Origin of the sequence: Brachybacterium sp. JB7 (assembly GCF_003335205.1) — a bacterium.
GTDB classification, from domain to species: Bacteria; Actinomycetota; Actinomycetes; order Actinomycetales; family Dermabacteraceae; genus Brachybacterium; species Brachybacterium alimentarium.
The window spans coordinates 88,123-100,451 of the sequence record NZ_QPGN01000011.1; the positions used below are offsets into that span (position 1 = coordinate 88,123).

The following is a 12,329-nucleotide window of genomic DNA, read 5'->3' on the forward strand; positions in this document are numbered from 1 at the left end:
ACGAAGAGACGGAACGAAGAGACGGAACGAAGAGACGGAACGAAGAGACGGAACACTGAGGAGATCGATGACCGGCACACCAGCACCTGGACCCACTGCCTCCCCCGTCGGGAGTGTCGACAAGGCGCTGATCCTGCTCGAGATCCTCGCCGAGGCCGGCCCCGAGGGGATCACGCTGCGCGATGTCGCCGAGCGCAGCGAGCTGAACAAGGCCTCCGTGCACCGTCTGCTGCGGGCCCTCATCCACCGCGACTTCGCCGAGCAGATCGCGCCGGATCAGCGCTACCGGATGGGCGGTGCGATCCCGCTGCTGGCCGGCCATTTCGAGCGCGGGGAGAACCTCGCGACCCTGTTCGCGCCGGCTCTCGCAGCCGTCTCGCACCACACCCAGGAGCTCGTGCACCTCGGGCGGCTCGACGGCACCAGCGTGCTCTACCTCGACAAGGTCGAGCCCGAGCGCACCGTGCGCGTGTGGTCCAGCATCGGCAAGCGAGCCCCCGCCGCGCGCACCGCCATGGGGCGCGCCGTGCTCGCGGCCGACGGAGTGCACGGATCCGCGCTGGACGCATACGCACAGGCCACCGCTGCGGACATGGGTGAGCCCGGCCAGAGCGTCGACCTCGCGCGCCTCACGGACGTCGTCGAGGAGACCCGGCAGCGCGGGTGGTCCACGGAGGTGGAGGAGAACGAATCAGGCATCGCCTGCGTGGGAGTGGCTCTCGTGCGCCCGGGCGGCCGCTCCGTGGCGGTCAGCGTCACCGGGCCCATCGAACGGATGGGCACCCGGCGTCGCACGGAGGTCGCGGACCTGCTGCGCGAGGAGCTCTCACGCCTTGCTCCGACCGGCTTCCAGGTCGCTCCGCCGGCCTGAGAGGACCGCCTCGACGACGGCACCCAGGATGGTGCCGATCACCAGCACCGCGACGATCACGACCAGCTGCGGCACGAGCGGGATCCCGCCACTGCGGACGTCACCCACTCCCTGGAGATCGACCACGCCCTGAAGATCGCTCGCCTCCAGAGCACTCGTCCCGTGCATCAGATGCATGACCACCGAGAACGCGATCATCGCCGCCGCCACCGCGCCCGCAGCGGCGATGCCGATCTGGAGGGCGCGCACCCGTCCGGCAGCGGCGACCAGAGCGCCGACCACCACGACCACCACGAGCGCCTCGATCACGGTGCCGGCCCCCACCACGAGGTCCGATTGCGAGAGCCCGAGCAGCGCGGGCAGGACCTGACTGGGCTCGCCGAGCCCGATCAGGGCACAGGCGAGGATGCCGACCACGGCGGTCAGCCGCGACCCGTCGGACCGGATCACCACGAAGAGGGCCGCCGCGATCACCAGCGCCATGCCCAGCAGATGGGTGACCGAGGACGCGACCAGCGTGGTGCCGCCCATGTCGAGGAAGTGGCCGGCGATGGAGGCGATCACGCCGAGCAGGATCCCGAGCCCCAGAGCGAGGCCCGCTCCATTCCAGAGTCGGCGGGGCGCGGCGATCGCGGCGGCAGCGAGGGGGAACGAGATCGGCAGGGCGAGCATCACGGCGGTCAGGGCGACCGTGAGGAGCTCGAGGGGGTCCAGATCCAGGGACATACCCATATCGTCCCCCTTCCCAGGCACGAACGGGAGCGATGTTCACGAACCCGTCGTTGCGCGACATCCTCGCGGACTCGTCGCGGAGCTCTCGGGGTCCTCGATCTCGGGGCCGTCGCTCTCGGGGGTCGGCACTCTCGGGGCCGTCGCTCTCGGGGACCTCGGGAGCATCCGCGTGCCTCTCAGGCATTTCGCCCCCAGGGCGCCCCGCCGTCAGGGCGCCCGACAGGGCCCGAGATGCCGGGATTCCGACTCCCCGCAGGACGAAGCGGTTAAGTCTTGGCAAAAAAGGGCGCCCCGAGGGGGTGCACATCGTCGAATCATCTGTAGGCTTGGTCACACCATCAACGCGGCTGTAAGTCCTGCGGGCACGTCGCTCCCCCAACCCTGGATCGTGAGGATTCGTGTCCGCACCGCTGCGCATCGCTGCCCTTTCCGCCTGGCATGTCCATGCCGAGGAGTACGCGAGAGAAGCCCAGAACCACCCTGATACCGAGCTCGTCGCCGTCTGGGACGACGACGCCGAGCGCGGCCGGGCGCTGGCCGAGACCGTCGGCGTCGACTTCGTCGCCGATCTCGACGAGCTCCTGGCCCGCGAGGACCTCGACGGCGTCACCATCACCACCGCCACCACCGTGCACCGCGAGGTGATCGGCAAGGTCGTCGCCGCTGGCAAGCACGTGTTCACCGAGAAGCTGCTCGCGCCCACCCTGGCCGAGTGCGATGAGCTGCTGGAGGCCGCTCGGGCCGCCGGAGTGCAGGTCACCGTGTCCCTGCCGCGCCTGTCCCACGGCTACACCGTCGCCCTGCGGAAGGTGCTCGAGGCCGGCACGCTCGGTCGCCTGAGCTACTCCCGGGTGCGCCTGGCCCACAACGGCTCGACCGCGGACTGGCTGCCCGCGCGGTTCTACGACCCGGCCGAGGCGATCGGCGGCGCCTTCAGCGACCTCGCCGCGCACCCCGCCTACCTCACCCAGCTGATCCTGGGCACCGACGTCACCGTCGCCTCCGCCACCTACACCGACATGACCGGTCGCGGCGTGGAGGACAACGCGGTGGTCACCGTGGCCAGCCCCGACGGCGCGATCGGCGTGGTCGAGACCGGGTTCGTGACCCCGTTCAGCCCGTTCTCCATCGAGGTGCAGGGCACCACCGGCACCCTCACCTACGGGCTCGGGGCCGACGGCGGCATGGTGGTGGACACCGGCGAGGGCCCCACCCCCGTCGATGTCCCCGCCGACATCCCGAACCCCTTCGCCCAGTGGGTCGACTCGATCCGCACCGGCGAGGAGACCACCGAGAACCTCGATCGCGCTCGGGCACTGACCGAGCTGGTCGTCGCCGCGAACGCCGCCGCGTCCGCCTGAGACGGCCCACGCCCGACGACGGCCGACACGCGAGGGCGGCTGGCGAGCGTGGTCAGACCGATCGCGCGGATCGCGCTGGTCCGGCCGATCCCGTCGGTCAGGCCGGTCACGCCGATTGATCAGATCTCTCGGGTCCCGTCGCACCGGCCGTCACCCCGCCGTTCCCACGTGCCAGTCACCGTCGGGACGGAGTCCACAGCACTCAGCACACAGCACACCGCATGACCCATCACCCTCCGGAGGAGAACCCCATGACCACCAACGTCCAGTCCCCCGTCCGCATCGGCATCATCGGCGGCGGCGGCATCGCCAACGCCCACCTCAAGGGCTACGCACAGATCCCCGACCGCGTCACCATCACCGCGATCGCCGACGCCAGCGAGGAGACCCTCGCCCGCCGCGTCGAGGAGACCGGCGCGACCGGGTACAGCGACTTCACCGAGATGGTGAAGGACCCCAATGTCGACGCGGTCGACATCTGCCTCCCCCACCACCTGCACACCCCCGCGATCATCGCGGCAGCCGAGGCCGGCAAGCACATCCTGTGCGAGAAGCCGCTGTGCCTGACCCCCGAAGAGGCCACCACGGTCAGCCAGGTCATCGAGAAGACCGGCGTCACGCTGATGTGCGCGCACAACCAGCTGTTCATGCCCGCCGTGGCGAAGGCCAAGGAGGTCATCGACTCCGGTGCACTCGGCCAGGTCTACGAGGTGCGCACCACCGACTCCTTCTTCAACGACTTCGACCCGGACTCGATGGGCTGGCGCGGGCAGGCCGCGACCTCGGGCGGCGGCGAGCTGATCGACACCGGCTACCACCCCACCTACCTGATGCTGCACCTGGCCGGCGCCACCCCCGTCAGCGCCTTCGCCATGCTCTCGACCCACCGTCTGAAGTTCATGGAGGGCGAGGACTCCGCACAGGTCCTGGTGCGCTTCGACAACGGCGCGGTGGGCCAGATGGTCACCTCCTGGGCCTACCAGGCGGCCCCCGGCACCGATCGCTTCTCCGCCGTCGGCGAGAAGGGCTCGCTCAGCTCCGACGGCTCCACCCTGCGCGTGCAGCTGCGCGGCGAGGAGGAGCAGGTCTTCGAGCACGAGCAGGTCGACACCTTCGCCGCCGAGATCGCGCACTTCGTGGACGTGCTCACCACCGGCCAGCGCCCGATCAACAACCAGGTCGAGGGCGTCAGCGTGCTCGGCGTGATCCTCGCGGCCTACGAGTCCTCGAAGACCGGCCAGGTCGCCGACGTCATCAGCCTCTGAGAGGCCCGGGCGGGCCGGCGTCGGCTCCCGCGGTCGCCGACCCACGCCTCAGTTATGCGGCCCCAGGACCGATGTTTCGCACATCATCGGTCCTGGGGCCGCATAACTGGCCTCCGTCGCGCGCACCTGCGCCCCATCTTCTCCGCTGCTCGGCACGCCATCTCCTCCGCTGCCTGACACCCACTGACACCCATCGACAGAGAGGCCCCGCCTCGTGACCCGCTCCGACGGCCCCGGCGATCCTTCCGTGGAGGGACGAGATGCTGCCGGCGCGAGCACGTCCACGTCGGGCACCGGTCCGGCGGGCCCGAGCGGTGTCCCGTACAGCACGCTGATCTGGCTGGCGGTCGCGACCTTCACCACGGGCATCGACGGGTACGTGCTGGCCGGCCTGCTGCCGGACATCGCCGCCGACCTCGACGTGACCGCGGCCCTGGCCGGGCAGCTGGTCTCCGTCTTCGCGCTCACCGCGGCAGTGGCGGGACCCATCCTCGGCGCGACGACCAGCGGATGGGAGCAGCGCCGCGTGATCATGGGGGCGCTGACCACCTTCGTCGCCGGCAACCTGCTCAACGCCGTCGCGCCCACCTATGGGGTCGCGCTCGGCGGGCGCGTGATCGCAGCGCTCGGCGGATGCCTGCTGGGGGCGGCCGTGACCGGGTACGTGGTGCACCTGGTGGCCGAGCGACATCGTGGTCGGGCGCTGTCCTTCGTGCTCGGCGGCTGGATGACGGCGACTGCGCTCGGGGTTCCCGTCGGCCTGATCCTCGGGCAGACCAGCTGGCGCCTGCCGCTGGTGCTCGTCTCCGTCGTGGGCACGATCGCCCTGATCGGGATCGGGCTGCGCCTGCCGCCGCTGCGCTATCCATCCTCCTCCCTCGCGGACCGGCTGCGACCGCTCGCCCAGCCCCGCCTGGTCGCCGGTCTGCTGGTCTCCACCGGGGTGCTGTGCGCGAGCTACACCTGCTTCACCTATGCGGTGCTGATCCTGGAGCCGACGCACCCTGCCCGGTGGATGATGATCGTGATCATGTGCGCCTACGGGGTGGCGAGCATGGTCGGCAATGCCATCACCGGGAGGCTCGTGGACCGCTTCTCGCCGGTGCGGGTGCTCACCGTGATCCTCTGCGGCCTGCTGGTCGACGCCCTGTTCGGAGCGCTCGCCTTCTCGCTGGCCGCCCCCGCCGCGTTCGCGGTGCTCAGCCTGGTCTGGTTCGTGCTCGCAGGCGTCGGCAACGGCGGGCATGCGGTCCCGCAGCAGGCGCGCCTGGCCGCGATGGCCCCGGCGTCGGTCGCCGTGGTGATGGCGCTGAACGCGAGCGCGATCTCGCTGGGCAGCGCTCTCGGCGGCGGAGTGGGCGGGCTCGCCCTGAGCACGGGCCTGGCTCCCGGGCACCTTCCTCTGCTCGCCGCCGGGATCCTCGCGCTCACCCTGCCGTTGCACCTGCTGGTGGCCCGCTGGTCACGGAGTCGGCGCGGGCCGGGGCCGGACCCCTCTGCCGCAGCAGTCTGAACCGGCCCCTGCCCACGCCGCGCTCACTCCAGGACTCCCTGCCAGGCGCTCCTGACGCTGCCACGTCCGAGACCCGGATTCGAACTCCTCGCGCGGCCACTTCCGAGGCCCCCGGGTTCGAGCTCCGGGGGCCGTCCTCTCCGCGCCTCCCGGGCTCGGCCTCGTGGCACGGCCCTGTCCGGCGAGTCGCCCGATCGCTCAGGCCCGGTGCGCCCAGAGATCCCGCAGCAGGGCGATCTCGGCGAGATGGTGGATGAGCTCGCGGTTGACGTGAGCGACGAGCGTGGCCCGGGAGTACTCGGCCCATGGCCCTTCGGCCTCCCCGACCGCGACCTGCAGGTCCTCCGCGCTCCAGGACCGCACCCCGGTGATCCAGCGGTCGTACTCCGTATCGAACTGGGCCAGCGCCTCCTGGGCGGTGGCGGCATAGGTCCAGCTCATGTAGTCCGCGGGCGGCCCACCGAAATGCGAGCTGGTGCGCATGGCCAGGACACCGACGATGACGTGCCCGAGCCGCCAGGCGATGGTGGTGAGCGGGCTCGGCTCGGGTTCGGGGAACTCGAAGTCGATGACCATGTCCCCGTCACCGCCCTGGAGCGAGGTGGGCGGCGTCTGCCCGGCGGGAGTGCGTGGGTGGATCGTCCAGGCATTCCCGTCGGCCGACGGGTCGAAGAAGTACTCCTCGTCGGTCAGGCCCTCGAGCCGTGGCCGCAGATGCTCCCGGACATGGAGCTCGATCTGGTCGACGAGGACGGTGGGCAGGTCCCCGTCCCGGCCTTCGGTCGGAGCGGTCGGTGCGTCGTCGTCGTTCATGGGGTTCTCCTCATCGGTCGTGGGGTCATCCGTCGTCGGCCGCGCTGCGCTCATCCGCCGGGCTCACCAGCCGGCGGGCGGCCACGTCTCCCCCGCGGCGAGGGCGTTGAGCTCGTAGGCCCCCTTGCCGTCGATGCTCTCGCGGAGGATGTCCGCATGGCCGGCGTGGCGAGCCTGCTCCTCGATCTGGTGCAGCGCGTACCAGCGCATGCTCCAGGTCTCCCGCCCTTCGAACCAGGGCTGCCCGGGCACCGGGCCGCGGGTCTCGGGGTCGACGCCGCGGATGGCTGCGGCGAGCTCCTCGGCGACCCGATGCAGCTGCTCCGCGAGCGATTCCGCGGTGTCGTCCTCGCGCAGCGCGTCCGGAGCGATCGTCCCCTCGGACTGGTACTGCTCGGCGGTCCGCTCGGGGACGGGGGCGGCCTCCGGGGCCGCCGCGAACTCCTGTGCGGCCCGTTCGGCCACGAAGAGGCTGTGCCGGGCAAGGGCGCCGAGGCTCATCCCCGACGCGCTCGGCTGCGACGCGAGCTGCCCGCGGTCGAGCCCGACGAGGGTGGTGGCGATCTGGTCGAGCTGCTGCTGCGCGAACGTCGCGAGGCTGTCGCGCTCGTCGGTGGTCTCTGCGGTGAGGAACGGCATGGGGTCTCTCTTTCGTCGATGCGGAGGTCCGCACGTCCGGGCTGTCCGGTCGAGAACTACTGTCGACCCCTGGGAGGACAGCTTCTGTCCGCGAAGAGAGGCAGACTCCTCTCATGAGCGACGTGACGAAGAGGGCCCTGCGACTCCTGGCGCTGCTGCAGTCGCGCACGGTCTGGAGCGGGCCGGAGCTCGCCGCGGAGATGGCGGTGACCACCCGGACGGTGCGCCGCGACGTGGACCGGCTGCGTGAGATGGGCTATCCGGTGCTGACCTCGGCCGGACACGGCGGCGGGTACCAGCTCGGTGCGGGCAGGGAGCTGCCGCCGCTGCTGCTGTCCGCGCAGGAGGCGGTCGCCGTGGCCGTGGGCCTGCGGCTCACCGCCGCGTCGGGCCTGGAAGGGCTCGACGCCGAAGCGCTGCGTGCCCTCGCGGCACTGGATCGCCTGCTCCCGCCGACGGTCCGCTCGGAGGTCTCGGCCGTCACCGATGCGCTGGGCGTGGTGGCGCGGCCCGTCCCCGCCGCCCGCGCCGAGGTGCTGATCGCCCTGGCCACAGCGGTGCGGGATGGTCTGCGCGTGCGCATCGACTACGAGAAGGGGGACGGAGAGCGCGGGGAGCGCCGGCTCGAGCCCCGCCGCGTGCTCGCGGTCGACGGACGCTGGTACCTCTTCGCCTGGGACCTCGGCCGCGAGGACTGGCGCACCTTCCGCCTGGACCGTATGCAGGCGGTGCATCCGAGCACGTTCGCGATCACGCCGCGCCCCACCCCCGACATCGAGCGCACGGTGCGCGAGTCGATCACCGTCGGCGCCTATACGCGGGCGGTCACCGTGAGGATCCGCCGCCCGCTGCACGAGGTCGAGAAGCTGGTGCCGGTGCGCGCTGCCACCGTCACGGCCGACGGGGCCGACGACGACGCCTGCATCGTGCGCGCCGGATCCGGCAACGGGGATCTGCGCTGGGTGGCCATGCACCTGATCGGTCTGGGCGCGCCGATCGAGGTGATCGAGCCGCCCGAGCTGCTCACCGTGCTCCAGGACCTCAGCACGTGGGCGGGCCGCGCCACGCTCGCCCCCGATGCAGCAGGCAAGCCTTCAGCACCCGGCGCACCCGCCACCGCCGAGCCGCCCGACGCACCCGGTGCGCCCGAGGCACCCGAGGCACCCGAGGCACCCGAGGCACCCGAGGCACCCGAGGCACCCGAGGCACCCGAGGCACCCGAGGCACCCGAGGCACGATAAGTCGCAGCATGCCGCCCGAGAGATGTCGCGTCCGCCGCTCGGCTTGGAGTCCCGTTCCCCGCTCTCCTCGACTCGGCTCGGCTCGGCTCGGCTCAGAGGACGAGCAGGGCCAGCGCCGAGACGACGGTGAGCACCAGGATCAGCTTCTCGAAAACGCCTTGCGGGATGCGCCGGGCGATCTTCGCCCCGCAGTACGCGCCGATCAGCACGAGCGGCACCAGCATCAGGTCCATCACGAGGGTGTCGCGGGTGATGAGACCGAGGCCAGCGGAGAACGGCAGCTTGATGACGTTGACGATGGCGAAGAACCAGGCGGAGGTGCCGAGGAAGGTCAGCACCGGCATCCGCATCGCGTAGAAATACATCGACATCACGGGTCCGCCGGCGTTGGCGACCATGGTGGTGAAGCCGCCCAGCACCCCGTACCCGGCGCGGCTGATCGCCACGCCGGGGCCCGACGGCGCGGGAGCGGGGGCGGGGGTCGCCGTGGCGGGCGAAGGGGCCGACAGGTCAGGCGAGGGGCCCGACGGGTCACCGGCCGGAGTCGCCGAAGGCACCGGTCCCGCCTTCGTCACGCGGGCCGCGCGCCGTCGCCACACGGTCACGGCGATCAGGACCAGCAGGATCACGCCGATGGTGGTGCGCACGGTGTCCCCGCCCACGGTCGCGAAGAAGACCGTGCCGAGCACGATGCCGAGGAGCACGCTGGGGATGAGCCGCACCAGCGTGCGGACGTCCGGCTCGCGCCGGTAGACCCACAGCGCGGTCGCGTCGCCGACCATGAGCAGGAGGAGCAGTGCGGCGGTGGATTCCTTCGCGGGCAGGGCGAGCGCGAAGACGCCCACGGCGATAGTGCCGCCGCCGGGCATGGCGGTCTTGGACAGGCCGACGACGAGGGCGCCGATCATCACGAGCACCCAGCTGGCTGTGCCGAGGGTGGGGATCAGGGCGGCGAGGTCGGACACGAGAATCGAAACTACCAGCGCTGCTCACGACGGATCATCCCGGTCCAGCAGCGCGCTGTTCGGCCCGTCCGTCCACCGCCTGCGGCCGAGGCGTCAGAGACGAGCCGCGACGTGCACGCCATGGTCGCGCTCGATCGACGCAGCGGCACGGGCACATCACGAGGCCTGGGAGCGGTGACGGGGTGGGCGGACGTGCGGGTCGGTCAGGCGATCCAGCCGAAGTGGGCGACGCCGGATCCGTCGGCGCCGGCCCGGGCGGAGCTGATCACGAGGGCCATGGCGGCGGCGCCGGGGTCGATGACGCCCTGGGAGGCGTCGCCGACGTAGCTCGCGCGGCCGCGGCGCGCGGTGGTCTGCGCCGTCGCAGTGGCCGCCTGGACCGCAGCATCCTCCGCCGCGAACAGGGCCTCGACGGAGGTGGTCTCCGCATCAGCCTCGAGGGCCGCGCGCAGGGCGGCGACGGCCGGGTCGAGGGAGTCGATCATCGTCTTGTCGCCCACCTCCGCCTCGCCGTACTTCTGGATGGTGGCCTGGCCGGCGGCGAGCGCGTCCGCGAACTGGGCGATGGTGGGGACGTCGGCGCCCGCCTCCGACCCGGGCTCCTCCCCCGGCCCGTCGCCGCGCGCTTCTCCCGCCTTCGCCAGGTCGCGGAAGAACATGCCGAACAGCGGTCCGCTGGTGCCGCCCACGCCGAGCCACGCCCTGTACAGCGCGGTCAGATACTCGCGGTAGCTGCTGGGCAGATCGGTCTCGAGGGTCGCGTCGAGGTGCTTCATCGCGGTGCGCACGTTGGTGCCGAAGTCGCCGTCGCCGGCGCGACGATCGAGGTCGCCGAGGTCGTCCGCCGTACCCTCGAAGGCTTCGCGCAGGGTGAGCACGAAGGCGCGGCCGAAGCCGGCGGGAAGAGTCCTGCTGGGGGTCTGATCGTTCATGGCGTGTTCCTTACCAGGTCAGGGCCGGCGTGCGGACGGGCGCGTCCCACAGTCGGCGCATCTCGTCGTCCAGCGGCATCAGGGTGATCGAGACGCCGTGCATGTCCAGGCTGGTCACGTAGGGGCCGACGAGCGAGCGGCTGATCTCGATGCCCGCCTCGCCGAGCCGCTGGTGCAGGGCGCGGGCGACGACGTTGAGCTCGAGCGGGTAGGTGGAGCCCAGACCGTTGACGATCGCGAGCACCATGTCGCCGTGGCCCAGCTCGAGCTCGGCGAGCAGGGGGCCCAGCAGCAGGTCGGTGAGGCCATCGGCGTCGGTGAAGGGGACGCGCTGCGCGGCCCGCTCGCCGTGGATCCCCACACCGAGCTCCACCTCGTCGTCTCCGAGGGTGAACTGCGGTTCCTCGTCGCCGGGATGGGTGCCGGCGGAGAGCGCGAGGCTCATGGTGCGGGCCGATGCCGCCGCGCGGCGCCCGATCTCCGCGACCTCGGCGAGGGTCGCGCCCTCCTCGGCGGCGGCGCCGCATACCTTCTCGACGATCACGGTAGCGGCGGTGCCGCGCCGACCGGGGCCGCCGCCGTCCTCGGTCTCGGTGGCGAGGTCGTCGTCGACCAGCACCATCTCGGTCTCGATCGCGTCGTCGCCGCTGATCTCGCCGGCGATGCGGAAGTTCAGCACGTCGCCGGTGTAGTTCTTGACGATCTGGACCACGCCGCGGCCGGAATCGGCGGCCCTGGTCGCTTCGAGGACCTGCAGGGCGGTGGGGCTCGCGAACACCGCGCCCGCCACGGCGACGTCGAGCATCCCGGTGCCGACGAAGCCGGCGTGCAGGGGCTCATGACCGGAGCCTCCCCCGCTGACCAGGCCCACCTTGTTGCGGGCAGGCTCCTTGCGGGTGAGGAAGCGGTGCTCGGCATGCAGCTCGAGCAGGGTGGGATGGCTGAGCGCGAGTCCTTCAAGGGCCTGCGGGATCAGCTCGTCGGGGTCATTGATGATGCTGCGACGCATGGGCGCTCCTCGGGTGGGCACGTGGTCCTGACCAGGCTACGCCGAGAGGCCGCACGAACCCATTCCCCGCACTGCTCCGGCTCACCCCCTGTTCTCGCGTGCGCCCGACGTGCGCTGCCCGCGACCGGAGCCCGGTCCCGGGCGGGGGCGCGGCCACCGGCCTCCCGGGCCGTCGGCGCCCCCAGGTCCCGGTCCGTCGGCGCCCCCAGGTCGCGGACGTCCTCGATGCCGTCGGTCTCGGCCCTGCGTCCCACCATGGCCTCACGTTCGTGGCCTAAGGTCCGGCCTATGCGTCTTCTCCTGATCCGCCATGGCCAGACCCCGAACAACGTCCTCGGCGCCCTCGACACCGCCGTCCCCGGTGCCGGGCTCACCGACCTCGGGCGCGAGCAGGCGCGCGCCCTGCCCGACGCGCTCGCGCACGAGACGATCGAGGGCCTGTACGTCTCGAAGCTCGTGCGCACCCAGGAGACGGCCGCGCCGCTGGCGACTGCCCTGGGCTTGGACGCGCAGGTCACCGAGGGTCTCGAGGAGATCGTCGCGGGTGACGTCGAGATGCACCGGGACGCGGAATCCGTCGAGGCCTATCAGCAGACCCAAGCGATCTGGGGCAGTCACGACTTCGACCACGCCCTGCCCGGCGGCGAGGACGGCCACACCTTCTGGGAGCGCTACACCGGTGCCCTGCGCCGCATCGCCGCCCACCACGCCGAGGATGCGACGGTCGCGGTGGTCAGCCACGGCGCGGCGATCCGCGTGTTCGCGACCATCGTCGGCGGGCTCGCACCGTCCACGCGCGAGGGCAGCCCGCTGTTCAACACCGGCATGGTCACGCTGGTCGGGCACCCCGACCAGGGCTGGACTCTCGAGGAGTGGATCGGTGATCCGCTCGGCGGCCGCCACCTGCTGGGAGACACCCGGCACGACGTCACGGCCGACGAGGAGCTCGACGAGACCCTGCTCGAGGCCGCCGCCACCACGGACCCCG

General features: G+C 71.8%; 12 protein-coding genes. 6 read left to right on the forward strand and 6 right to left on the reverse strand.

The features are described 5' to 3' along the window. The first annotated feature begins 67 nt into the window (after nt 1-67). Complete coding sequence (locus tag CIK81_RS13085; protein WP_158542034.1) at nt 68-871, forward strand: IclR family transcriptional regulator; 804 nt, start codon at nt 68-70, stop codon at nt 869-871. Here the strand turns inward: CIK81_RS13085 and CIK81_RS13090 are convergent. Beyond that, nucleotides 827-1,597, reverse strand: a complete 771-nt coding sequence (locus CIK81_RS13090; RefSeq protein ID WP_114306222.1) for a hypothetical protein — start codon at nt 1,595-1,597, stop codon at nt 827-829. The two genes, CIK81_RS13085 and CIK81_RS13090, sit on opposite strands and share 45 nt — an antisense overlap. Nucleotides 1,598-2,001: 404 nt before the next feature. Here CIK81_RS13090 and CIK81_RS13095 point away from each other — a divergent pair, with 404 nt between their 5' ends. From CIK81_RS13095 to CIK81_RS13105, 3 genes are all read left to right on the forward strand, one after another. Further along, entirely contained in the window at nt 2,002-2,964 is a 963-nt protein-coding gene (locus CIK81_RS13095; RefSeq protein WP_096163723.1) for a Gfo/Idh/MocA family protein, read from the forward strand. Nucleotides 2,965-3,215: 251 nt separating this feature from the next. Beyond that, entirely contained in the window at nt 3,216-4,229 is a 1,014-nt protein-coding gene (locus CIK81_RS13100; RefSeq protein WP_096163724.1) for a Gfo/Idh/MocA family protein, read from the forward strand. A 214-nt stretch (nt 4,230-4,443) separates the two neighbouring features. After that, on the forward strand, nt 4,444-5,742 hold the full coding sequence (locus CIK81_RS13105) for an MFS transporter (protein ID WP_241964161.1): 1,299 nt from the start codon (nt 4,444-4,446) through the stop codon (nt 5,740-5,742). Between the two features lie 198 nt (nt 5,743-5,940). Here the strand turns inward: CIK81_RS13105 and CIK81_RS13110 are convergent, their stop codons facing one another. Beyond that, nucleotides 5,941-6,555, reverse strand: coding sequence for a DinB family protein (locus CIK81_RS13110; RefSeq protein WP_096163725.1), 615 nt, complete (start codon nt 6,553-6,555; stop codon nt 5,941-5,943). A 63-nt stretch (nt 6,556-6,618) separates the two neighbouring features. Then, nucleotides 6,619-7,194, reverse strand: coding sequence for a DUF664 domain-containing protein (locus tag CIK81_RS13115; RefSeq protein WP_096196222.1), 576 nt, complete (start codon nt 7,192-7,194; stop codon nt 6,619-6,621). A 113-nt stretch (nt 7,195-7,307) separates the two neighbouring features. On the opposite strand from CIK81_RS13115, the gene CIK81_RS13120 reads away from it, so the two are divergent. After that, nucleotides 7,308-8,435 (forward strand): YafY family protein, encoded by a 1,128-nt coding sequence (locus CIK81_RS13120; RefSeq protein WP_241964162.1) that lies wholly within the window; start codon nt 7,308-7,310, stop codon nt 8,433-8,435. 92 nt (nt 8,436-8,527) lie between these two features. Here the strand turns inward: CIK81_RS13120 and CIK81_RS13130 are convergent, their stop codons facing one another. The 3 genes from CIK81_RS13130 to CIK81_RS13140 form a co-directional block, all read right to left on the reverse strand. Then, on the reverse strand, nt 8,528-9,400 hold the full coding sequence (locus CIK81_RS13130; protein ID WP_114355795.1) for a sulfite exporter TauE/SafE family protein: 873 nt from the start codon (nt 9,398-9,400) through the stop codon (nt 8,528-8,530). Nucleotides 9,401-9,603: 203 nt separating this feature from the next. After that, a complete protein-coding gene (locus CIK81_RS13135; protein WP_114306225.1) occupies nt 9,604-10,332 on the reverse strand; it encodes a DAK2 domain-containing protein in 729 nt (242 codons plus the stop codon). Between the two features lie 10 nt (nt 10,333-10,342). Next, a complete protein-coding gene (locus CIK81_RS13140; protein WP_114306226.1) occupies nt 10,343-11,341 on the reverse strand; it encodes a dihydroxyacetone kinase subunit DhaK in 999 nt (332 codons plus the stop codon). Between the two features lie 288 nt (nt 11,342-11,629). Here CIK81_RS13140 and CIK81_RS13150 point away from each other — a divergent pair. Next, nucleotides 11,630-12,329, forward strand: a 700-nt coding sequence (locus CIK81_RS13150; RefSeq protein ID WP_147272360.1) for a histidine phosphatase family protein, incomplete at its 3' end; no start/stop codon positions are given.